The following is a 19,669-nucleotide window of genomic DNA, read 5'->3' on the forward strand; positions in this document are numbered from 1 at the left end:
ACAGACCAAACAACAAAGCCCCGGCAAAGCGGGGCTTCGATGTTTGCCAGAGGAAAAATCCTCAGGCGGGAGTCACATTGACCGTGGACTTGGACAATGCACCCTTGGTGCCGAACGACACATGGCCGTCCACCAGGGCGAACAAGGTGTGATCCTTGCCGACGCCGACGTTGTTGCCGGGGTGGAAACGCGTGCCACGTTGGCGCACGATGATCGAGCCAGCGCTGATCAATTCACCACCGAACGCCTTGACACCCAGCATCTTTGGCTTGGAGTCGCGCCCATTTCGCGTAGAGCCGCCGCCTTTTTTCTGTGCCATGACTCAGCTCCTTCGCTTAAGCAGCAATCGCACCGATTTGCAGTTCAGTGAACTGCTGGCGATGGCCTTGGCGTTTTTGATAGTGCTTGCGACGGCGCATCTTGAAGATGTGCACCTTGTCGTGCTTGCCGTGTGCCACAACAGTGGCTTTCACGGTTGCGCCGGACACCAGGGGCGTGCCAACCTTCAGTTCAGCGCCGTTGCCGACAGCCAGAACCTGGTCGATCACGATCTCCTGGCCTACGTCCGCAGCAATCTGTTCTACTTTAATTTTTTCGCCGGAAGCAACGCGATACTGCTTGCCGCCGGTTTTTATGACCGCGTACATGTTGACCTCTTGATATGAGTTCCGCAGACGGATTTCTGCAGAGCCCATGAGTATAGCGCATCGCGCATTTCAGGTCTAGCCCCCTTGCAGGCCTGCGCAACGCTCCCCCAATCGGGCCGCAATGACCCTGTTCAGGCCTTCCTATAATCCGGACACTTTCTGTGACCGCCATCTTGACTGACCATACCGCCCCCGCCGCCGCCCCCCTCACGCTCGTTGCACAGGACATGCACGAGGTCGACAAGGTCATTGAGCGGCGCCTGACGTCCAGCGTGCCGCTGGTCGCCCAGATATCGCAATACATCATCGCCGCCGGCGGCAAACGCCTGCGGCCTGCGTTGCTGCTCATGGTGTGCGGCGCCCTGGACTATCGCGGCGCCCATCGGTTCAGCCTCGCGGCGGTGGTCGAGTTGATTCACACCGCCACGTTGCTGCATGACGACGTGGTGGACGCCTCCACGCTGCGCCGGGGGCGCCCCACGGCCAACGAGACCTTCGGCAATCCCGCCAGCGTGCTCGTGGGCGATTTCCTGCACACCCGCTCCTTCCAGATGATGGTGGAGGCAGGAAGCATGCGGATCATGGAAATCCTCTCCGAAGCCACGAACGTGATCGCCGAGGGCGAGGTGCTGCAGCTCATGAACATGCACGACGCCTCCCTGGACGAAGCCGGCTATCTGCGCGTGATCCGCTCCAAGACAGCCAAGCTGTTCGAAGCCAGCGCCAGGCTCGGAGCCGTGCTGGCCGACAGCACCCCCGAGGTCGAAGAAGCATGCGCCACCTACGGACAGGCTCTGGGCACAGCCTTCCAGATCATCGACGACGTCCTGGACTACGACGGTGATGCTTCGGAAATGGGCAAGAACCTGGGCGATGACCTGCGCGAAGGCAAGTCCACACTGCCATTGATTGCCGCCATGGAGCGGGGCACCCCCAGCCAGGCACTCATTGTTCGCCAGGCCATCGAACAAGGCTCAACGGAACAATTGAGCGAGATCATCCGCATCGTTCGAGCCACCGGCGCCCTGGACGTCACACGCGCAGCCGCATTTGCCGAAGCCCGCCGGGCCATGGCCGCCGCAGAGCAACTTCCAGCGAATGCGCATTCAAAGGGTTTGTTAGAATTAGCCGCACAATTGCTGGCACGGCGCAACTAAAACGCCCATTAGGACCGCACACGGGTGCTATGCAATCAACGGGGTGTAGCTTAGCCTGGTAGAGCGCTACGTTCGGGACGTAGAGGCCGGAGGTTCGAATCCTCTCACCCCGACCATAAACCAATCGCCCCACACATTTGCGCCGCCTGTGGCGCAGTTACCAATATCCAGCGCTGTACACCCTCCGCGCGATCGGTGATGATAGGATGGTTTCTTTTCCACACCTAACACATTACCGGTTACATGGCCGCTGTTGATACTGTCCCCAAAGAAGCCTCTGCAGTCGCCCTCCCCGGACTGGGTCGGGCCTTGATGTCTGCTGGCAAACTGACCCAAAAGTCAGCCGAGGACATTTACAAAAAATCACAAATCAGCCGGACCAGCTTTATTGCCGAATTGACAGGTTCGGGGGCGGTATCTGCGGCTGATTTGGCCCACACCGTATCTGCCGTATTTGGCGCACCACTGCTCGACCTGGACGCGATTGACCCACTGCGCCTTCCCAAGGAACTGCTGGACGGGAAAATATGCCAGGCCTACCGGGTTGTTGTGCTCAGCAAGCGCAACAACCGATTAATCGTCGCAACGGCAGATCCCACAGACCAGGAAGCCGCAGAAAAAATCAAATTCACCACCCAGATGGGGGTGGATTGGATTATTGCGGAATATGACAAACTAAGCCGCCTGGTAGAAACCACCACCAAATCAGCCAGCGAATCCATGGATACGCTGGTGAGCGGTGGCGGCGATTTTGAGTTCGATGATGTTTCCATCGAGGAAGCGCCCGATGAAGCAGACACCGGCGTCACCGAAGTTGAAGATGCCCCCATCGTCAAATTCCTGCACAAAATGCTTTTGGATGCCTTCAACATGCGGGCATCCGATTTGCATTTTGAGCCCTACGAGCACCAGTACCGCGTCCGCTTTCGCGTTGACGGAGAGTTGCGCGAAATAGCCTCCCCCCCCATCGCCATCAAGGACAAACTCGCATCGCGGATCAAGGTGATTTCGCGCCTGGATATTTCGGAGAAACGCGTTCCACAAGATGGCCGCATGAAGCTGAAAGTGGGCCCCGACCGGGTGATCGACTTCCGGGTCAGCACATTGCCCACCTTGTTTGGCGAAAAGATCGTGATCCGTATCCTTGACCCCAGCAGCGCCAAGCTCGGCATTGATGCCCTGGGTTATGAGCCCGTGGAAAAGGAACGACTCCTCCAGGCGATTGGCCGCCCCTATGGCATGATTTTGGTGACAGGACCGACCGGCTCCGGGAAAACCGTGTCGCTGTATACCTGCCTTAATCTCCTGAACAAGCCCGGTGTCAATATTGCGACCGCGGAAGATCCTTCTGAAATCAACCTGCCCGGCGTCAATCAGGTCAACGTCAATGAAAAGGCGGGGCTGACATTTGCGGTCGCGCTCAAGTCCTTCCTGCGGCAGGACCCGGACATCATCATGGTCGGGGAAATCCGGGATCTGGAAACCGCCGACATCTCGATCAAGGCCGCACAGACCGGCCACTTGGTGCTGTCCACCCTGCACACGAACGATGCGCCCACGACCCTCACGCGGATGCGCAACATGGGCATTGCACCCTTCAATATTGCATCCAGCGTGATCCTGATCACCGCGCAGCGGCTTGCGCGCAGGCTGTGCCCGGCCTGCAAGGCCCCCGCCGACATCCCCCATGAAGCACTGGTGGACGCCGGCTACAAGGAGCATGATCTTGACGGTTCGTGGGTGACCTACCGCCCCGTCGGCTGCTCCGCCTGCAACAACGGCTACAAGGGCCGGCTGGGCATTTATCAGGTCATGCCGGTGTCCGAGGACATTCAGCGCATCATCCTTCGTGACGGAAGCGCCCTGGAAATCGCAGAACAAGCGCGGGCCGAGGGTGTGCGCTCGCTGCGGGAGTCTGGTCTCTATAAAGCCAAACTCGGCCTGACGTCCCTGGAGGAAGTCCTGGCCGTTACCAATGAATAGCATCCACTGACGAGGGCAGTATGGCGACCGTAGCATCAAAAAGAGATATCAAGGACTTTGTCTTCGAGTGGGAAGGCAAGGATCGCCATGGAAAAATTATTCGGGGTGAAATCCGCGCCGTGGGTGAGAATCAGGTCCAGGCCACCTTGCGCCGCCAGGGCGTTTTTCCGACAAAGATCAAAAAGCGCCGGATGCGCTCGGGCAAGAAAATCAAGCCCAAAGACATCGCCCTGTTCACGCGGCAACTGGCGACCATGATGAAGGCGGGCGTGCCCCTGCTGCAAGCCTTTGATATTGTGGGCCGAGGGAATACCAACGCCAGTGTCACCAAACTGCTCAACGACGTTCGCTCGGACATTGAAACCGGAACATCGTTGAATGGCGCATTCCGCAAGTACCCCATGTACTTTGACAGCCTCTACTGCAATCTGGTGGAGGCCGGTGAAGCCGCAGGTATTCTGGAAGCCCTGCTGGACCGGCTCGCCACCTACATGGAGAAAACCGAGGCCATCAAGTCCAAGATCAAATCTGCCTTGATGTACCCCATTTCCGTCGTCATCGTCGCGTTTGTGGTGGTGACCGTGATCATGATTTTCGTGATCCCGGCCTTCAAGGAGGTGTTCACCTCATTTGGCGCCGATCTGCCCGCCCCGACACTCTTCGTGATGGCAGTGAGCGAGATTTTCGTCAAATGGTGGTGGCTGATTTTCGGCGTCCTGGGCGGTGGATTCTTCTTCTTCATGCAGGCCTGGCGCCGCAATGAAAAAATGCAGATGTTCATGGACCGCCTTCTGCTGCGGATGCCTGTCTTTGGCGCCTTGATCGACAAGTCCTGCGTTGCACGCTGGACCCGGACCTTGTCCACCATGTTTGCAGCAGGGGTTCCCCTGGTGGAAGCGCTGGACTCGGTCGGCGGGGCCGCTGGCAATTCCGTGTACTCCCTGGCCACCGACAAAATCCAGCAGGAAGTGTCCACCGGCACCAGCCTGACCGCTGCCATGGGCAATGCCAACGTCTTTCCGTCCATGGTGCTGCAGATGTGCGCCATTGGGGAAGAGTCGGGCTCCATTGACCACATGCTTGGCAAGGCAGCCGATTTTTACGAAGCCGAAGTGGATGACATGGTGGCGGGCCTGTCCAGCCTGATGGAGCCCATCATCATTGTGTTCCTGGGCACGCTGATCGGCGGCATCGTCGTCTCCATGTACCTCCCCATCTTCAAACTCGGTCAGGTCGTGTAATGGTGCTGGACCTGTGGTGGGACGCCGCTTTTGGCGGCGTGGTGGGATTGCTGCTTGGCAGCTTTTTGAACGTGGTCATCTACCGACTTCCCAAGATGATGGAGCGGCAATGGGCTGCGGAACTGGCCCAGCTGGAGGCGGAGAAGCAAGGCAAGGAGCCCCCGGGAGACACCCAGGCGCCTTTCAACCTGATGACCCCCCGCTCACGCTGCCCAGCCTGCGGGCATGCCGTGCAGTGGTATGAGAATGTTCCGGTATTGAGCTATCTCTTTCTGCGGGGCCGCTGCTCGGCCTGCAAGGTACGCATCAGCGCCCGCTACCCGCTGGTCGAACTCGCAACGGGCGCCTTGTTTTTCTTCTGCATCTATCGCTGGGGCGTGACTCCCGCCGGCATTGCCTGGTGCGGGTTTTCCGCCGCACTCGTGGCACTGGCCCTGATCGACTGGGACACCACGCTGCTGCCGGACGACATCACCCTGCCCCTGCTGTGGGCGGGCTTGCTGTCTGCAGCGATGCAATGGATCGACGTGCCGCTCCATGCGTCCGTGGTGGGCGCAGCAGCGGGCTATCTGTCTTTGTGGCTGGTCTACTGGGGTTTCAAGCTGGCCACAGGCAAGGAGGGCATGGGATACGGCGACTTCAAGCTGTTCGCCGCGCTGGGCGCCTGGTTTGGCTGGCAAGCGCTGGTGCCCATCATTCTGATGTCATCGGTCATTGGTGCCCTCGTCGGCATCGCGATGAAGATCTTCAGCAGCCTGCGTGAAGGGGGTTACATCCCTTTTGGCCCCTTTCTCGTGGGTGCGGGCTTCACGGCCATGGTGTTCGGCCCCAATGCCATCTTGGGCACGGTACTGAAGCTCCTGGGACTGTGAGTACCACCCCTTCCACCCTGCAGCCTCCGGGGCGCCCGCTGCGCCTGGGCCTGACCGGCGGCATTGGCAGCGGCAAGAGCACCGTCGGCGGCATGTTCGTGTCGCTGGGAGCCACCTTGATCGACGCCGACCAGATCGCACGCAACGTCACCGGCCCCCAGGGGGATGCGATGGAGGCCATCCGCAGCGCATTTGGCGACGCGCTCGTTGACGCCTTCGGCGCCCTGGACCGCGCCCGGATGCGCGAGCTGGCCTTCAGCCGGCCCGAGGTCCGCGCGCGGCTGGAGGCCATCGTGCATCCGCTGGTGGCCCACCACAGCCATCTGCAGACGCAACACGCCATCGCCGCCGGCTCCCGCATGATCGTGCACGACATTCCACTGCTGACGGAATCCGGCCGGTGGGCGCGCCAACTAGACGCTGTGGTGGTGGTGGATTGCCCGGTCGAGACACAGATCGAGCGGGTCGTGCAGCGCAGCGGCCTCGCCCCCGAGGGGGTGCAGAGCATCATCGCATCGCAAGCCACCCGCCGTGCGCGCCGGGCGGTGGCCGATGTCGTGATCACCAATGGGCCCGGCTGCACGCTGCCCCAATTGCAGGCCCAGGTGCGGCAGGCAGCCGCGTTGTTCGGGCTATGATGCATAAGAGGCTGTTTCAAAAGTCGGACGCGGGCGTGATCACGGCGGGATACGCGGGTCTGCGGCGCTGCAAATCCTTGCCGGGCCACCAGCCCGGCTGCGGTTTGCGCCTTGCATCCCCACGCATCCCGCCGCAATGCGCCTCGCGCCGACTTTTCAAACAGCCTCCAAGAGCCCCCAGGAACCCGCCAGCGTGATTCTCTACGAATACCCCTTTAACGAGCGTCTCAGAACCTATCTGCGGCTTGAGCAGTTGTTCCGCCGGTTGGGGGAGCTGATCCCCCGCGCCCATGCGCTGGACCACCACTTCGCGCTGGTCACGATTTTCGAGATCATGGATGTGGCCGCCCGGGCCGACCTGAAGTCGGATGTGCTCAAGGACATCGAAAAACACAAGCACCAACTCGACGGCTACCGCGGCAACCCCTCCATCTCGGAGGCGGCGCTGGATGCCGTGATCGCGCAGCTCGACCGGTGCTTTGCCGCGCTCAATGCCCAAACCGGGAAATCAGGCCACGCGCTGACGGAAAACGACTGGCTGATGAGCATCCGCAGCCGCATCGGCATCCCAGGCGGCACCTGCGGGTTCGATCTGCCGGCCTACTATGCGTGGCAGCACCACGCCCCCGATGTCCGGCAGCAGGCCCTGGAGCAATGGGCGTCCACGCTCGCGCCACTGGCCGAATCGATCTACGTGCTGCTCAAGCTGTTGCGCGATTCAGGTGTTCCCCAGAAAGTGGCCGCCGAGCGCGGCCAGTTCCAGCAGAACCTGCCGCAAGGCCGCACGTTCCAGCTGCTGCGGCTGCGCATCGACCCCGCCCTGAACCTGATCCCCGAGATCAGCGGCAACCGCCTGATTGTTTCGGTGCGGCTCATGCGACTGGAAGGAGATGGCCGCCTGCACGCCTGCAACGAGGATGCGGCGTTTGAACTCACGCTGTGCGCCTGACGCCTGAGTCCGGATTCTTTCATTGAGCACGCCACGAAGCTGACTGGCGAAGACGCCACTGAGTCACCCACTAGCATGACCCGCCCTCCATCCTCTGCCCCCTTCGCACGCACCGTGGTCTGCCCCTGCTGTGGCGGCGACAGCGTCTACAGCCCCGCCAATGCCTACCGCCCTTTTTGCAGCGAACGTTGCAAGCAGGTCGATCTCGGTGCCTGGGCCAGCGAGGACTTTCGCATGCCCGCCGAAGCCCCACCTGCGGAAGCCCAGTATGGCGATCCGCGCCTGCAGCACTGAGGCGACCACGGGGCGGACACAATCGAGACAGAAAATGGCCGCCAGCGCCCTACTGGAAAGCCCTACAAGCTATTAAACAAGTAGCAAACAATGACCACCGAACGCACACACGGCCTGCGTGCGCAGTGGCTCGGTTTCACTCGGGACTGAACTCCAGGCCCCGCTCCTCGGCCAGCCATTGCAGCACCGGGTAGGCGCCGGGCAGCACGGGGGTAACCGTCAACGGCATCTGCTGCCAGACCATTTGCTGGCCCTCGCGCATCTCGAACTCGCCCGTCCAGGCCCCCACCTTGCACCAGTGCAGGCGCACCAGGGCATGGGGATAGTCGTGCTCCGTGACCTTCCAGACGCTGGCAGCCCCAATGGTCACGCCCAGCTCTTCGATCAGCTCCCGGCGCAGCGCCTCTTCCACGGTCTCGCCCGCCTCCAGCTTGCCGCCCGGAAACTCCCAGTAGCCCGCATAGGGCTTGCCGGGCGGGCGGGTGGACAGCAGCATCGCGCCATCGCCGCGCAGCAGAATGCCCACGGCCACCTCGGTGTGTTTGCGCGTTGTTTCAGCCACTGTGGCGCCCCGCATAGTCGCGCGCAAACTGGTAGGCCACGCGGCCGCTGCGCGAGCCACGCTCCAGCGCCCAGACCAGCGCTTCGGGCCGGGCCGCCGCAATGGCAGCGGCCGGCACGCCCAGCGACGACAGCCACTGTGCCGTGATGGTCAGGTACTCCTCCTGGCTGAACGGATAGAAGCTCACCCACAGGCCAAAGCGTTCCGACAGGGAGATCTTTTCTTCCACCACCTCACCCGGATGGACCTCGCCATCCTCGGTGTGGGTGTAGCTCAGGTTTTCCTTCATGTACTCCGGCAGCAGGTGGCGCCGGTTGCTGGTGGCGTAGATCAGCACATTGGGCGTGGCAGCGGCCACCGAACCGTCCAGAATGGACTTGAGCGCCTTGTAGCCAGGCTCGCCGTCTTCAAAGCTCAGGTCGTCGCAAAAGACGATGAATTTCTCGGGGCGCGCAGACACCACGTCCACGATGTCGGGCAGATCGGTCAGGTCCGCCTTGTCCACCTCGATCAGGCGCAGGCCCTGCGCCGCGTAGGCGTTCAGGCAGGCCTTGATGAGCGAGGACTTGCCGGTGCCGCGCGCGCCGGTCAACAGCACGTTGTTGGCGGGCAAGCCCCGCACGAATTGCTGCGTGTTGCGCTCGATCTTTTCCTTTTGGGGATCGATTTCCTTGAGGTCGGCCAGTGCCATCGCGGCCACATGGCGCACCGGCTCCAGGGTGCCGTGGCCGCTGCTGCGCTTGCGGTAGCGCCAGGCAATGGAGGCCGACCAATCCGGCGCGCCCAGGGGCTGCGGCAGCACGGATTCGATGCGGGCGATGAGCTGCTCGGCGCGCTCGATCAGGTGTTCGAATTTTTGGTTCATTTTGGCACCTGGCGCACGTCCATCAAGCGCCAGCAGCTATCAAATCAGGAGTTTTCAATCAATCAAGAGCGGTAGTCCGCGTTGATCGTCACGTATTCGTGGCTGAAGTCGCAGGTCCACACCGTGTCCACGGCATTGCCACGGCCCAGCAGCACGCGCACGGTGATCTCGGCCTGTTTCATCACGCGCTGGCCGTCTTCCTCGCGGTAGGCGGGGTTGCGGCCGCCTTGCACGGCCACATGCACGTCGTCCAGGTACAGATCGATGCCGGTCTGGTCCAGGTCGTCGATGCCCGCATAGCCCACGGCTGCCAGGATGCGGCCCAGGTTGGGGTCACTGGCAAAAAAGGCCGTTTTGACCAGGGGTGAATGCGCGATGGCATAGGCCACCTTGCGGCACTCCTCGCCCGTTTTGCCGCCTTCCACCCGCACCGTGATGAACTTGGTGGCGCCTTCGCCGTCGCGCACGATGGCCTGGGCGAGCTTCTGCGACACCGCCAGCATCGCTGCCTTCAGCTGCTGGCCCTCGCTGCTCTCCAGCGAGGTGATGGACGCGTGCGCGGCCTTGTTGGTGGCAACCACCACAAAGGAGTCGTTGGTCGAGGTGTCGCCGTCGATGGTCACGCGGTTGAAGGAGCCATCGGCCAGCTCACGCGCCAGCTGCTGCATCACGGCGGGCGCCACGCAGGCGTCGGTGGCCAGAAAGCCCAGCATGGTGGCCATGTTGGGGCGGATCATGCCCGCGCCCTTGCTGATGCCGGTGATGGACACCGTGGCGCCGCCGATCTGCGCCCGCGCCGAGAAGGCCTTGGGCAGGGTGTCGGTGGTCATGATGCCTTCGGCGGCGCGGGCCCAGTGGCCAGGCTGCGCATCGGCAATCGCAGCAGGCAGGCCGGCCTCGATGCGGTCATGGGGCAGCGGCTCCATGATCACGCCGGTGGAGAACGGCAGAATCTGCTCGGGCGCCACGCCCAGCTGGCGTGCGAGCGCAACGCAGGTGGACCGCGCACGCGCCAGGCCATCGGCGCCCGTGCCCGCATTGGCGTTGCCGGTGTTGATGACCATGGCGCGGATCGGCCGGCCCCCTGCCTGCTGGGCCAGGTGTTCGCGGCTGATCTGCACCGGTGCGGCGCAGAAACGGTTCTGGGTGAACACACCGGCCACGCTGGCGCCTTCGTCCAGCAGGAACACGGTGAGGTCCTTGCGGTGGGCCTTGCGGACACCGGCTTCGGCAACACCAATCCGAACGCCGGCAATCGGGTGCAGATCGGCAGCAACAGGGGCGACTAGATTGACGGGCATGGGGGTCTTTCTCAAAAAACTGGGGCGATTATCCGGAAAACCGTGGCGCGCCAATGAAAACACGGGCCGAAGCCCGTGTTGTGTGCATCAGAAGATCAGGCCAGCTTGCCGTGGCACTGCTTGTACTTCTTGCCACTGCCGCAGGGGCAGGGGTCATTGCGGCCCACGCGGATGCCTTCGGGCAGGGCCTGGCCCACCGTCTGTGCATCGACCGTGGTCTCCACCTCGCCCGTTTCGGTGGGGGCGGTGTAGGTCACGTTGGCAATGCTCTCGGCACGGCTTTCCATGTCCTGCGCGGCCTGGTCCAGCTGGGCCTGCGACTGGATCTGCACGGTCATGAGGATCTTGGTGACCTCGTTCTTGACCTGGTCGATCAGCTGGCGGAACAGCTCGAAGGCTTCGCGCTTGTACTCCTGCTTGGGCTGCTTTTGCGCATAGCCACGCAGGTGGATGCCCTGGCGCAGGTAGTCCAGCGCGGAGAGGTGGTCGCGCCAGTTGGAGTCAAAGTTTTGCAGCAGCACCACACGCTCGAACTGCGTGAAGTTGTCGCGGCCCACCTGCTCCACCTTCGCGTCAAAAGAGGCGTTCACTGCCTGCAGCACCTTGTCCAGGATCTCGTCGTCGGTGACGCTGCTCGCGCCTTGCACTTCCTGCTGCAGCGCCAGGGAGATTTGCCATTCTTCGGCCAGCGCCTTTTCCAGCGCGGGCAGGTCCCACTGCTCTTCCACTGATTCGGCAGGCACGTACTGGCGCACCAGGTCGGTCATGCAGTCCTCGCGCATCGCGGCGATCACATCCGACAGGTCGGAGGCGTCCAGGATGTCGTTGCGCTGCTGGTAGATCACCTTGCGCTGGTCATTGGCCACATCGTCGTACTCCAGCAATTGCTTGCGGATGTCGAAGTTGCGGGCCTCCACCTTGCGCTGGGCCGACTCGATGCTGCGGGTCACGATGCCCGCTTCGATGGCCTCGCCATCGGGCATCTTCAGGCGGTCCATGATGGCCTTGACGCGGTCGCCCGCGAAGATGCGCATCAACGAATCGTCCAGGCTCAGGTAAAAGCGCGAGGAGCCGGGGTCGCCCTGGCGGCCCGAACGGCCACGCAGCTGGTTGTCGATGCGGCGCGACTCATGGCGTTCGGTGGCGATGATGCGCAGGCCGCCCAGGGCCTTGACCTTCTCGTGGTCCACCTTCCACTGCTCGCGCAGTGCAGCCACCTTGGCGGCGCGCTCGGATTCGGACAGGGACTCATCGGTCTCGATGGCCGCCACATCCTTCTCGATGTTGCCGCCCAGCACGATGTCGGTGCCGCGGCCCGCCATGTTGGTGGCGATGGTGATCATGCCGGCACGGCCGGCCTGGGCCACGATGTCCGCTTCGCGGGCGTGCTGCTTGGCGTTCAGCACCTGGTGCGCCAGGCCTTCCTTGTTCAGCAGCTGGTCAATGATTTCGGAGTTCTCGATCGACGTGGTGCCCACCAGCACGGGCTGGCCGCGCTCGTGGCATTCGCGGATGTCCTTGATGGCGGCTTCGTACTTCTCGCGCGTGGTCTTGTACACGCGGTCGAGCTGGTCGTCGCGCTTGCTGGGGCGGTTGGGCGGAATGACGGTGGTTTCCAGGCCGTAGATTTCCTGGAACTCGTAGGCCTCGGTATCGGCCGTGCCGGTCATGCCCGCGAGCTTGTTGTACAGGCGGAAATAGTTCTGGAAGGTGATCGAGGCCAGCGTCTGGTTCTCGGCCTGGATGTTCACGCCTTCCTTGGCTTCCACGGCCTGGTGCAGGCCTTCGCTCCAGCGGCGGCCCGACATCAGGCGGCCGGTGAACTCGTCCACGATGACGATCTCGCCGTTTTGCACCACGTAGTGCTGGTCGCGGTGGTACAGGTGGTTGGCCCGCAGTGCCGCATACAGGTGGTGCATCAGCGTGATGTTGGCCGGGTCGTAGACCGAGGCGCCTTCGGCGATCAGGCCATGGCTGGCCAGCACACGCTCGGCGGTCTCGTGGCCTTGCTCGGTCAGGAACACCTGGTGGCTCTTTTCGTCCACGGTGAAGTCACCGGGCTTGGTCACGCCCTCGCCCGTGCGCGGGTCGGCTTCGCCTTCCTGGCGCACCAGCAGGGGCACCACCTTGTTCATGGCGATATAGGTAGCGGTGTGGTCTTCGGCCTGGCCGCTGATGATCAGGGGCGTGCGCGCCTCGTCAATCAGGATGGAGTCCACCTCGTCCACGATGGCGAAGTTCAGGCCTTGCTGCACGCGGTCGGCGGCCTCATAGACCATGTTGTCGCGCAGGTAGTCAAAACCGTACTCGTTGTTCGTGCCGTAGGTGATGTCGGCGCGGTAGGCCTCCTGCTTTTGCTCGCGCGGCATGTTGGGCAGGTTGATGCCCACCGTGAGGCCCAGGAAGTTGTACAGGCGCCCCATCCACTGCGCATCGCGGTTGGCGAGGTAATCGTTCACCGTCACCACGTGCACGCCCTTGCCCGACAAGGCATTGAGGTACACCGGCAGCGTGGCCGTGAGGGTCTTGCCCTCGCCCGTGCGCATTTCGGAAATCTTGCCGTAATGCAGCGCCATGCCGCCCAGCATCTGCACATCGAAATGGCGCATCTTCATGATGCGCTTGGAGCCTTCGCGGACCACCGCAAAGGCTTCGGGGAGGATGTCGTCCAGCGACGCCCCCTTGGCCACGCGCTCCTTGAACTCCTGCGTCTTGGCCTTGAGCTGCTCGTCCGACAGCTTCTCGTACTCAGGCTCCATCGCATTGATGCGGGACACCGTCTTGCGGTACTGCTTGAGGAGCCGGTCATTGCGGCTGCCGAATATTTTGGTGAGGAAGTTGGTGGCCATGCGAACAGGACCGCTTGCCCGCTGCAATCAGCGCGCCAAGCGACCGAAATCCCTAAGATGAATTGAGTTCAGGTGGGTCCTTTGGCCAGGTTTGCAAGCGTTGCAGCCCCAGGCAATGAACACCGGACCCGCGATTTTACCTGCCCGGTGCGGGTGCAGCCCCCCGCGCGACTGCCACCTGTGCATTGGCGGGCGCCCCCCCCGCGCTCAGGAACTTCTGGGGGTCTTGAAAAACCCCCTGCACCAGCACTTCAAAGTGCAGGTGCGGCCCGGTAGACCGCCCCGTGGTGCCGATCTCGGCGATCTTCTGCCCCCGGCGCACGATGTCCCCTTGCTTCACAAGGGTACGCGAAGCATGCGCATAGCGGGTTACCAACTGGTTGCCATGGTCCACCTCGATCATGTTGCCGTAGGCCGGGTGGTACTCCTGCGTCACCACCACCCCCCCTGCTGCCGCCAGGATGGGCGTCCCCGTATCGGCCTGAAAGTCCAGACCGGTGTGCAAGGCCGACTGGCCGGTGATCGGGTCCAGGCGCCAGCCAAATCCCGACCCCGCAGCCCGCCCGGTCACGGGTGCATGGGTCGGCACCATCTTCTTGCGGATGTGCTGGTCAAACAGCCGGGATTCGAGCACCGTCATCAGGTCCACCCGCTGGTTGGTCAGGCGCTCCAGCTCGTCGAGGGTGGCTTGCAGCTCCTCCATGGACAGGTTGTGCGCACTCACCAGCGCTCCGCCGCGCCCGTCGGTCTTCTGGATGTCCCCCGGCGCCATGCCAGCCAGTCCAAGAACGCGGTCCCCCAAAGATTCCAATTGCACCATGCGGGCCTGCATCTCGCCCACACGGCGCGCCATGGCATCGAGGTTGGCGCGCATGAAGCGGTCGCGCTCCGCAAACTCGTCCTTGACCACCAGCCGCACCAGAGAGCCGACAATGGGCCAGCCTTCGCGCGCGCCCTTTAGGAACACCCAGTGGTACAAAGTCGCCGCCACCAGCATGAGGCACAGCGACACCGCCAGCCCCGCCAAGAACAGACGCGTGCCAGACAGATGGATGGCCCGGCTGCGCGCCAACCGGGCGTCCGTGATAATCAAATGCACTACGAATTCCCCACGCCCGAAGACGCCACACCATGAATCGCCGCCACCACGCTGTCACCGTGCAGCAAGCCAGCGCGGAATCTCCCACGCTGGCCAGGCTCACAGCGCTGACACGCGACTCTCGTGATCGGCTCAAGGCCATTGAGTTGCTGATTCCCGCCACCCTGCGTCCAGCGATCCAGGCGGGCCCCATCGACGGGGACAGCTGGTGCCTGCTGGTCAAGAGCAATGCTGCGGCGGCAAAAATACGCCAGCTGCTGCCTGCGTTGCAGGCGCATTTGCGCAGCCGGGGGTGGGAGGTTAACGCGATTCGCCTGAAAGTTCAAACCTGACGGTCAACGCCAGAACCAGGGAATGCAGAAGAAAGCAAGAAGAATGGATGGTGCCGGTTGTCGGAATCGAACTGACGACCTACCGCTTACAAGGCGGGTGCTCTACCAACTGAGCTAAACCGGCGAAGGCAGCATTTTATCCTGTAAATGCCGCCCCAATTTTGAAACAGCGCTATTTGACGCGCTTGAGCGAAGGCCGCGCCCCGCCCGATGCGGGAGGCGGCCGGGGCGCATCACCGCCGTCTTCCTTGCCCCCCTCTTCGCTTCCTACCAACTGAACCACCCGGTCGTCCGAGGGCGCAGGAACTGCTGCCACAGGTGCGGGCGCCTGTGCCAGCACGGGGGAGACATCGCCACCCGTCAGCATATCCACCGGAGGGGGAAACGCCATGCCCTGGCCATTTTCACGGGCATAGATCGCGATCACCCGGCCCACGGGCACCAGGATCTCACGGGGCTTGCCACCGAAGCGGGCCTTGAACTCGATGAAGTCATTGCCCAGCTGCAGCGCGCTCGTGGCATCAAAGCTGATGTTCAGCACGATCTCGCCGTCCTTCACATACTCACGCGGTACCTGCACGGAATCGTCCACGCGCACCGCGACATAGGGTGTGAACCCGTTGTCGGTGCACCACTCGTACAAGGCACGAATGAGGTAGGGGCGCGTGGAGGTCGATTCCTGTGCGGTCATGTCAATGGATGGCAGCTGCGTGGGTAAAAAAATAAAGGAGGCGGGCCGCAGATTACTTGCGCATGACCTTTTCGGACGGCGTCAGCGCCTCGATGTAGGCCGGGCGCGAGAAGATGCGCTCGGCGTACTTGAGCAGCGGCGCTGCGTTCTTGGAAAGGTCGATGCCGTAGTAGTCCAGGCGCCACAGCAGCGGAGCAATGGCCACGTCCAGCATGGAGAAGTTGTCGCCCAGCATGTACTTGTTCTTGAGGAACACCGGGGCCAGTTGCGTGAGACGGTCGCGGATATGGGCGCGGGCCTTCTCCAGCGCCTTCTCGTTGCCCTTGGTCGCACGCGATTCGAGCGTGTTCACATGCACGAACAGCTCCTTCTCGAAGTTGAGCAGGAACAGGCGCACGCGGGCACGGTCCACCGGGTCGCCAGGCATCAGCTGGGGGTGAGGGAAGCGCTCGTCGATGTACTCGTTGATGATGTTCGATTCGTACAGGATCAGGTCGCGCTCGACCAGGATGGGCACCTGGCCGTACGGGTTCATCACGCTGATGTCTTCGGGCTTGTTGTACAGGTCCACATCGCGGATTTCAAAGTCCATGCCCTTTTCGAACAGGACAAAGCGGCAGCGGTGGGAGAAGGGACAGGTCGTACCCGAGTAAAGCACCATCATGGTGGGAGGCTCCTAAAAATCAAAAGAGTGGGAGCCCAAAGCGCCCACTCTGCAAACAATCCAGCAGCACCCCGAAGGGCGCCTTGTCAAGGATTTGCGGCTCGTGCTGTTACTTCACGTCCTTCCAGAAGGCTGCGTTCAACCTCCAGGCGATGACGGTGAAAACACCGAGGAAGATCAGCACCCACACGCCAACTCGGACGCGGGTATTCTGGGCCGGCTCGCCCATCCACTGCAGGTAGTTCACCAGGTCACCCACGGTCTGGTCGAACTGCAGCGGGGTCATCGTGCCGGGCTTGACCTGCTCCCAACCCTTGAAGACCTGGGTCTTGTGGCCGTGGCTCTCATGCTCTTCGAACACGGGGCGGCGGTCGCCCTGCATCTCCCACAGCACATGGGGCATGCCCACACTCGGGAAAGCCAGGTTGTTCCAGCCGGTGGCCTTGGTGTCGTCGCGGTAGAAGGTACGCAGGAAGGTGTAGAGGTAATCTGCACCCGTGCCGCCGTGGCCGGCGCGCGAACGTGCGATCACGGTCAGGTCGGGCGGGTTGGCGCCGAACCATTCCTTGGCCTGCTTGGGATCGATGGACGCCTTCATGGTCTCACCGACCTTGTCGGTGGTGAACAGCAGGTTGTCCTTGATCTGCTGCTCGGTCAGGCCGATGTCGCGCAGGCGGTTGAAGCGCATGAACGCAGCCGAATGGCAGCTCAGGCAGTAGTTGACGAACACCTTGGCGCCGTTTTGCAGCGAGGCCAGGTCGTTGGTCTTGTTGGGCGCCTTGTCCCAGGCGATGGTGTCACCACCCGAAGCATGGGCCGCACCAGCAGCCAAGCCCACAGCGGCGATCAACGTGAGGATGATTTTCTTCATTGTTGTTGTCTCCAGGCTCAGTGCGCCACAAAGGTCACGCGGTCAGGCACGGGCTTGGTTTCACCAATGCGGCTCCACCAGGGCATCAGCAGGAAGAAGCCGAAGTAGAACAGGGTTCCCACCTGCGACACGCGCTCGCCGATGGGCGACGGAGGCTGCACACCCAGGTAGCCCAGGATCAGGAAGTTGATCACGAAGATGCCGTAGAGGTACTTGTGCCAGTCAGGGCGGTAGCGGATCGACTTGACAGGGCTGAAGTCCAGCCAGGGCAGGAAGAACAGGATGATCACCGCGCCCCCCATCACCACCACACCCCAGAACTTGGCATCGATCGACAGCATCAGCAGCACGACCACCACGGCGGCCCCGGCAATGCCGGCCTTGATAAAGCTGGGCAGCTTCGCCTTGAGCACACCGAAACCAGCACCGGCCAGCACGCACAGGATCAGGGCGTACATCATCTCGCTGGTGATGGCACGCAGCATCGAATAGAACGGCGTGAAGTACCAGACTGGCGCGATGTGTGCAGGCGTCTTGAGCGGATCGGCCGGGATGAAGTTGTTGTATTCGAGGAAGTAGCCACCGAACTCGGGTGCAAAGAACACCACGGCCGTGAACGCCATCAGGAACATGCTCAGGGCAAAAATGTCATGCACCGTGTAGTAAGGATGGAACGGCACGCCATCGAGCGGCTTGCCATTGGCATCCTTGGGCGCCTTGGGGCCCTTGATTTCCACGCCGTCGGGGTTGTTGGAGCCCACGTCGTGCAGCGCCAGCAAGTGCGCCACCACCAGGCCCAGCAGCACCAGCGGCACAGCGATCACGTGGAAGCTGAAGAAGCGGTTCAGCGTGGCGTCGCCCACCACGTAGTCGCCACGGATCAGCAGCGCGAGGTCGGGGCCGATGAACGGGATGGCGGCGAACAAGTTCACGATCACCTGGGCACCCCAGTAGGACATCTGGCCCCAGGGCAGCAGGTAGCCCATGAAGGCCTCGGCCATCAGGCACAGGAAAATCGCGCAGCCGAAGATCCAGACCAACTCGCGCGGCTTGCGGTAGCTGCCGTAGATGAGGCCGCGGAACATGTGCAGGTACACCACCACGAAGAACGCCGAGGCGCCCGTGGAGTGCATGTAGCGGATCAGCCAGCCCCAGGGCACATCGCGCATGATGTACTCGACCGAAGCGAACGCCAGACTGGCGTCGGGCTTGTAGTGCATGACCAGGAAGATGCCGGTCACGATCTGGATCACCAGAACGACCAGCGCGAGCGAGCCGAAGATGTACCAGAAATTGAAGTTCTTCGGAGCGTAGTACTCCGACATGTGCACCTTGTAGGCGTCAAAGGCCGTGGGGAACCGGTTTTCGAACCAGTTCGTGACCTTGGCGCCTGCCGAGGCGTTGGGAGAGATTTCTTTGAATTCGTGGGCCATGTCGTTCTCCGTCAAGCCTTCTTGTCTTCGCCGATCACGAGGCGCGTGTCGGACAGGTACATGTGCGGAGGGACTTCAAGGTTGTCAGGCGCGGGCTTGTTCTTGAACACGCGGCCGGCCATGTCGAAGGTGGAGCCGTGGCAGGGGCACAGGAAGCCGCCCTTCCAGTCGTCGGGCAGCGAAGGCTGGGCACCGGGCTGGAACTTGTCGGACGGAGAGCAACCCAAGTGCGAGCAGATGCCCACACCCACGAAAATTTCCGGCTTGATGGAACGTGCTTCGTTGCGCGCGTACTCGGGGGTCAGCTCGGAGGGCTTGCGCTCCGACTTGGGGTCTGCCAGCTGACCATCGAGCTTGGACAACTCGGCCAGCTGCTCGGGCGTGCGCTTGATGATCCAGACGGGCTTGCCGCGCCACTCCACGGTAACTTTCTCACCCGGCTTGAGGGCAGAAATATCCACCTCGACCGCAGCCCCGGCGGCTTTTGCGCGCTCGGAGGGCTGGAAGGTACTCACGAAAGGGACGGCAGTTGCCACGCCGCCCACCGCACCAGCACAGGCTGACGTGATGATCCACGTCCGCTTGCTGGAGTCGATTGGAGTGTCACTCATGGGGATCCTCGATTGATCATCGCTAGATTGGGGTCAACCGCGAATTGTAGCGGAGTGAAAATGGTTATTTCAAAGCGGTTGTCTGTCTTGACAGCCCATTGTGCTGAGCAATACTCCTGCATCAACATCCATTCACGCAAGGAGCAACCAACATGGGGATGATGCAAGAGTTCAGAGAGTTCGCGGTCAAGGGCAACGTGGTGGACCTCGCCGTGGGCGTGATCATTGGCGGCGCCTTCGGCAAGATTGTGGATTCGGTGGTGTCCGACCTCATCATGCCGGTGGTGGGGCTGGTGTTCGGCAAGCTCGATTTCTCCAACCTGTTCGTGGTGTTGGGCAGCATTCCGCCGGGCACAGGCACCACGCTGGACGCGCTCAAGAAGGCCGGCGTGCCGGTGTTTGCCTATGGCAACTTCCTCACGGTGGCCGTCAATTTTTTCATCCTGGCGTTCATCATCTTCATGATGATCAAGCAGATCAACCGCCTCAAGCGCGAAACCCCGGCCCCAGCCGCGCCTGAAGCCCCGGCCGCGCCGCCGGAAGACATCGTGCTGCTGCGCGAAATCCGGGACAGCCTGAAAAAGTAAACACCCCCTGAGTCGCTTCGCGC

21 protein-coding genes and 2 tRNA genes are annotated in these 19,669 nt (G+C 62.3%); 10 read left to right on the top strand and 13 right to left on the bottom strand.

The genetic code is table 11. The features are described from left to right. Positions 1-61 precede the first annotated feature (61 nt). Both rpmA and rplU read right to left on the bottom strand, forming a co-directional pair. Positions 62-319, bottom strand: coding sequence for a 50S ribosomal protein L27 (gene rpmA, locus DBV10_RS02520; RefSeq protein ID WP_008905145.1), 258 nt, complete (start codon positions 317-319; stop codon positions 62-64). A 16-nt stretch (positions 320-335) separates the two neighbouring features. Next, on the bottom strand, positions 336-647 hold the full coding sequence (gene rplU, locus DBV10_RS02525) for a 50S ribosomal protein L21 (RefSeq protein WP_005794184.1): 312 nt from the start codon (positions 645-647) through the stop codon (positions 336-338). A gap of 227 nt (positions 648-874) precedes the next feature. Here rplU and DBV10_RS02530 point away from each other — a divergent pair, with 227 nt between their 5' ends. The 8 genes from DBV10_RS02530 (at position 875) to DBV10_RS02565 (ending at position 7,781) form a co-directional block, all read left to right on the top strand. Beyond that, positions 875-1,804, top strand: coding sequence for a polyprenyl synthetase family protein (locus DBV10_RS02530; RefSeq protein ID WP_124510484.1), 930 nt, complete (start codon positions 875-877; stop codon positions 1,802-1,804). Positions 1,805-1,843: 39 nt separating this feature from the next. Continuing rightward, positions 1,844-1,920 (top strand) — tRNA-Pro (locus DBV10_RS02535). A gap of 127 nt (positions 1,921-2,047) precedes the next feature. Further along, positions 2,048-3,787: a type IV-A pilus assembly ATPase PilB gene (pilB, locus tag DBV10_RS02540; RefSeq protein ID WP_124510309.1), complete on the top strand. Its 1,740-nt coding sequence runs from the start codon at positions 2,048-2,050 to the stop codon at positions 3,785-3,787. A 20-nt stretch (positions 3,788-3,807) separates the two neighbouring features. Beyond that, positions 3,808-5,028, top strand: coding sequence for a type II secretion system F family protein (locus DBV10_RS02545; RefSeq protein WP_124510311.1), 1,221 nt, complete (start codon positions 3,808-3,810; stop codon positions 5,026-5,028). Further along, a complete protein-coding gene (locus DBV10_RS02550; RefSeq protein WP_124510313.1) occupies positions 5,028-5,900 on the top strand; it encodes an A24 family peptidase in 873 nt (290 codons plus the stop codon). The genes DBV10_RS02545 and DBV10_RS02550 overlap by 1 nt, the downstream gene beginning before the upstream one ends. After that, positions 5,897-6,538, top strand: coding sequence for a dephospho-CoA kinase (gene coaE, locus DBV10_RS02555; protein WP_233589779.1), 642 nt, complete (start codon positions 5,897-5,899; stop codon positions 6,536-6,538). The genes DBV10_RS02550 and coaE overlap by 4 nt, the downstream gene beginning before the upstream one ends. 193 nt (positions 6,539-6,731) lie before the next feature. Beyond that, a complete protein-coding gene (gene zapD, locus DBV10_RS02560) occupies positions 6,732-7,487 on the top strand; it encodes a cell division protein ZapD (protein WP_124510315.1) in 756 nt (251 codons plus the stop codon). Between the two features lie 75 nt (positions 7,488-7,562). Continuing rightward, positions 7,563-7,781 (top strand): DNA gyrase inhibitor YacG, encoded by a 219-nt coding sequence (locus DBV10_RS02565; RefSeq protein WP_124510317.1) that lies wholly within the window; start codon positions 7,563-7,565, stop codon positions 7,779-7,781. Positions 7,782-7,917: 136 nt separating this feature from the next. Here DBV10_RS02565 and DBV10_RS02570 read toward each other — a convergent pair whose 3' ends face one another. The 5 genes from DBV10_RS02570 to DBV10_RS02590 form a co-directional block, all read right to left on the bottom strand. Then, positions 7,918-8,358 carry an NUDIX domain-containing protein gene (locus DBV10_RS02570; protein WP_124510319.1) on the bottom strand — a complete coding sequence of 147 codons (441 nt, stop codon included), beginning with the start codon at positions 8,356-8,358 and terminating at the stop codon, positions 7,918-7,920. Then, the gene (locus DBV10_RS02575) at positions 8,336-9,208 is read right to left on the bottom strand and encodes an ATP-binding protein (RefSeq protein WP_124510321.1); all 873 of its coding nucleotides are present in this window, start codon (positions 9,206-9,208) and stop codon (positions 8,336-8,338) included. Before DBV10_RS02575 ends, DBV10_RS02570 begins: the two co-directional genes overlap by 23 nt. A gap of 62 nt (positions 9,209-9,270) precedes the next feature. Further along, entirely contained in the window at positions 9,271-10,509 is a 1,239-nt protein-coding gene (argJ, locus tag DBV10_RS02580; protein WP_124510323.1) for a bifunctional glutamate N-acetyltransferase/amino-acid acetyltransferase ArgJ, read from the bottom strand. 95 nt (positions 10,510-10,604) lie between these two features. Then, positions 10,605-13,358 (bottom strand): preprotein translocase subunit SecA, encoded by a 2,754-nt coding sequence (gene secA / locus DBV10_RS02585; protein ID WP_124510325.1) that lies wholly within the window; start codon positions 13,356-13,358, stop codon positions 10,605-10,607. Positions 13,359-13,494: 136 nt separating this feature from the next. Beyond that, complete coding sequence (locus DBV10_RS02590) at positions 13,495-14,457, bottom strand: M23 family metallopeptidase (protein WP_124510327.1); 963 nt, start codon at positions 14,455-14,457, stop codon at positions 13,495-13,497. A gap of 32 nt (positions 14,458-14,489) precedes the next feature. Between DBV10_RS02590 and DBV10_RS02595 the strand changes: the two genes are divergently transcribed. Then, the gene (locus tag DBV10_RS02595) at positions 14,490-14,789 is read left to right on the top strand and encodes a hypothetical protein (protein WP_124510330.1); all 300 of its coding nucleotides are present in this window, start codon (positions 14,490-14,492) and stop codon (positions 14,787-14,789) included. Positions 14,790-14,837: 48 nt separating this feature from the next. Here the strand turns inward: DBV10_RS02595 and DBV10_RS02600 are convergent. From DBV10_RS02600 to petA, 6 genes are all read right to left on the bottom strand, one after another. After that, a tRNA-Thr gene (locus DBV10_RS02600) sits at positions 14,838-14,913 on the bottom strand. 48 nt (positions 14,914-14,961) lie between these two features. Next, a complete protein-coding gene (locus DBV10_RS02605; RefSeq protein WP_124510332.1) occupies positions 14,962-15,480 on the bottom strand; it encodes a ClpXP protease specificity-enhancing factor in 519 nt (172 codons plus the stop codon). Between the two features lie 52 nt (positions 15,481-15,532). Beyond that, positions 15,533-16,144, bottom strand: coding sequence for a glutathione S-transferase N-terminal domain-containing protein (locus DBV10_RS02610; RefSeq protein WP_005794209.1), 612 nt, complete (start codon positions 16,142-16,144; stop codon positions 15,533-15,535). A gap of 109 nt (positions 16,145-16,253) precedes the next feature. After that, positions 16,254-17,015 (bottom strand): cytochrome c1, encoded by a 762-nt coding sequence (locus DBV10_RS02615; protein ID WP_124510334.1) that lies wholly within the window; start codon positions 17,013-17,015, stop codon positions 16,254-16,256. 17 nt (positions 17,016-17,032) lie between these two features. Further along, positions 17,033-18,448, bottom strand: coding sequence for a cytochrome bc complex cytochrome b subunit (locus DBV10_RS02620; protein WP_124510336.1), 1,416 nt, complete (start codon positions 18,446-18,448; stop codon positions 17,033-17,035). Positions 18,449-18,459: 11 nt separating this feature from the next. After that, positions 18,460-19,059, bottom strand: coding sequence for a ubiquinol-cytochrome c reductase iron-sulfur subunit (petA, locus tag DBV10_RS02625; protein WP_124510338.1), 600 nt, complete (start codon positions 19,057-19,059; stop codon positions 18,460-18,462). Positions 19,060-19,211: 152 nt separating this feature from the next. Between petA and mscL the strand changes: the two genes are divergently transcribed. Next, on the top strand, positions 19,212-19,646 hold the full coding sequence (gene mscL / locus DBV10_RS02630) for a large conductance mechanosensitive channel protein MscL (protein WP_124510340.1): 435 nt from the start codon (positions 19,212-19,214) through the stop codon (positions 19,644-19,646). Positions 19,647-19,669: the final 23 nt, after the last annotated feature.

Source organism: Acidovorax sp. FJL06 (assembly GCF_003852545.1).
In the GTDB taxonomy this organism is placed as follows: domain Bacteria; phylum Pseudomonadota; class Gammaproteobacteria; order Burkholderiales; family Burkholderiaceae_C; genus Acidovorax.

Coding starts and splice junctions, on each gene's coding strand:
- DBV10_RS02610 (WP_005794209.1), bottom strand. CDS start 16,144: ATGATGGTGCTTTACTCGGGTACGACCTGTCCCTTCTCCCACCGCTGC.
- secA (WP_124510325.1), bottom strand. CDS start 13,358: ATGGCCACCAACTTCCTCACCAAAATATTCGGCAGCCGCAATGACCGG.
- petA (WP_124510338.1), bottom strand. CDS start 19,059: ATGAGTGACACTCCAATCGACTCCAGCAAGCGGACGTGGATCATCACG.
- DBV10_RS02595 (WP_124510330.1), top strand. CDS start 14,490: ATGAATCGCCGCCACCACGCTGTCACCGTGCAGCAAGCCAGCGCGGAA.
- DBV10_RS02615 (WP_124510334.1), bottom strand. CDS start 17,015: ATGAAGAAAATCATCCTCACGTTGATCGCCGCTGTGGGCTTGGCTGCT.
- mscL (WP_124510340.1), top strand. CDS start 19,212: ATGGGGATGATGCAAGAGTTCAGAGAGTTCGCGGTCAAGGGCAACGTG.
- DBV10_RS02530 (WP_124510484.1), top strand. CDS start 875: ATGCACGAGGTCGACAAGGTCATTGAGCGGCGCCTGACGTCCAGCGTG.
- DBV10_RS02565 (WP_124510317.1), top strand. CDS start 7,563: ATGACCCGCCCTCCATCCTCTGCCCCCTTCGCACGCACCGTGGTCTGC.
- argJ (WP_124510323.1), bottom strand. CDS start 10,509: ATGCCCGTCAATCTAGTCGCCCCTGTTGCTGCCGATCTGCACCCGATT.
- DBV10_RS02605 (WP_124510332.1), bottom strand. CDS start 15,480: ATGACCGCACAGGAATCGACCTCCACGCGCCCCTACCTCATTCGTGCC.
- DBV10_RS02550 (WP_124510313.1), top strand. CDS start 5,028: ATGGTGCTGGACCTGTGGTGGGACGCCGCTTTTGGCGGCGTGGTGGGA.
- DBV10_RS02575 (WP_124510321.1), bottom strand. CDS start 9,208: ATGAACCAAAAATTCGAACACCTGATCGAGCGCGCCGAGCAGCTCATC.
- DBV10_RS02620 (WP_124510336.1), bottom strand. CDS start 18,448: ATGGCCCACGAATTCAAAGAAATCTCTCCCAACGCCTCGGCAGGCGCC.
- rplU (WP_005794184.1), bottom strand. CDS start 647: ATGTACGCGGTCATAAAAACCGGCGGCAAGCAGTATCGCGTTGCTTCC.
- DBV10_RS02545 (WP_124510311.1), top strand. CDS start 3,808: ATGGCGACCGTAGCATCAAAAAGAGATATCAAGGACTTTGTCTTCGAG.
- pilB (WP_124510309.1), top strand. CDS start 2,048: ATGGCCGCTGTTGATACTGTCCCCAAAGAAGCCTCTGCAGTCGCCCTC.
- DBV10_RS02570 (WP_124510319.1), bottom strand. CDS start 8,358: ATGCGGGGCGCCACAGTGGCTGAAACAACGCGCAAACACACCGAGGTG.
- rpmA (WP_008905145.1), bottom strand. CDS start 319: ATGGCACAGAAAAAAGGCGGCGGCTCTACGCGAAATGGGCGCGACTCC.